Genomic DNA, 1,191 nt, shown 5'->3' with positions numbered 1-1,191 from the left:
CGTTCGTCCTGAGCCAGGATCAAACTCTCCGTTAAAGTTAAGTTTGAACTGCTCATATCTTTTGACGAGGTATTGCTACCTCATTCACAAACGTTGCTCGTTGTTCAGTTTTCAAAGAACAATTTCAGTCAGCAACCAATCTCTTAGTTACTTTCTTTTTCTCACCACTTTGTCAGCGGCGACTTTTATATCTTATCACTTCGTTAATCCGAAGTCAACAACTTTTTTTCAACTTGTTTTTAAGTTGTTTTCATTTGTTGTTGCCCACCTCTTAGTGAGGCAGGAATAATAATATACCACATACTTTAGAAATGCGCAAGCGCATTTTTGGGATACAACAGAATATCATATACTGGATAGCCACCAAGAGAATGGTCACTGATTATTGATTAGCATCCCACAATGGCTTCAATTAGATACGGTGCTGCTAAAGACATGATAACGGACAGCTTCCCTTCTATAGATAACGACGACTCCGATATATGTTAGGGAAGTACATATTCAAAAGATACTCATATAGAACGGATATAATGACAGTCGTCTATAGGTTCAATAAATGGGAGTCTTCTAAATTGGTAGGTTCAATATATGAATCCATCAATCTTTCCCTACTACTCCAAAGGACATCGATCCTAATCAGATCAATTGTCTAAAATAATCAATTATGTTGTATCCCTTCATTGAACACAATTCACCTTTTATCCGATCTCATTGGACTATTTACAGAAATAAGCGTCAATAAGCAACGCATCATTTGAATATGTGAATAACATTGGAATTTCCATAGGAAATAATAGTGAAGCCTAGGTACTTCAGATATACCTGATAAGAGAAAATGGAGTTGTCCCCGGATATAATGAAGTATCAACAGCTTGATGTGGATGGAGTGCTATAATCTAGCAGAAATAACAACTTATACACTTGTGGATAACCAATATTGTATTGTCATTAACAGTTATCCCCGTATGAGGCTAGTAATTGTGGATGATTTGTGGACAACAAATAACCCACCGACTTATTACGGTCAGTGGGCTACTTTATTTTGCTTGGCGACGTCCTACTCTCCCAGGACCCTGCGGTCCAAGTACCATCGGCGCTGGAGGGCTTAACGGTCGTGTTCGGGATGGGTACGCGTGGAACCCCTCCGCCATCGCCACCAAACAGCATTGGCTAAAGCCAATATGAAGTTCA

Annotated in this window: 1 rRNA gene; it reads right to left on the bottom strand. The window is 39.3% G+C overall.

The features are described from left to right. Nucleotides 1-1,044 precede the first annotated feature (1,044 nt). A 5S ribosomal RNA gene (gene rrf, locus RQP50_RS29215) occupies nt 1,045-1,161 on the bottom strand. Nucleotides 1,162-1,191: the final 30 nt, after the last annotated feature.

Source organism: Paenibacillus suaedae (genome assembly GCF_032337355.1).
Taxonomy (GTDB): domain Bacteria; phylum Bacillota; class Bacilli; order Paenibacillales; family Paenibacillaceae; genus Paenibacillus_B; species Paenibacillus_B suaedae.
The sequence above is the reverse complement of the archived record's forward strand: the minus strand, read 5'-3'. Positions and strand labels throughout refer to the sequence as shown.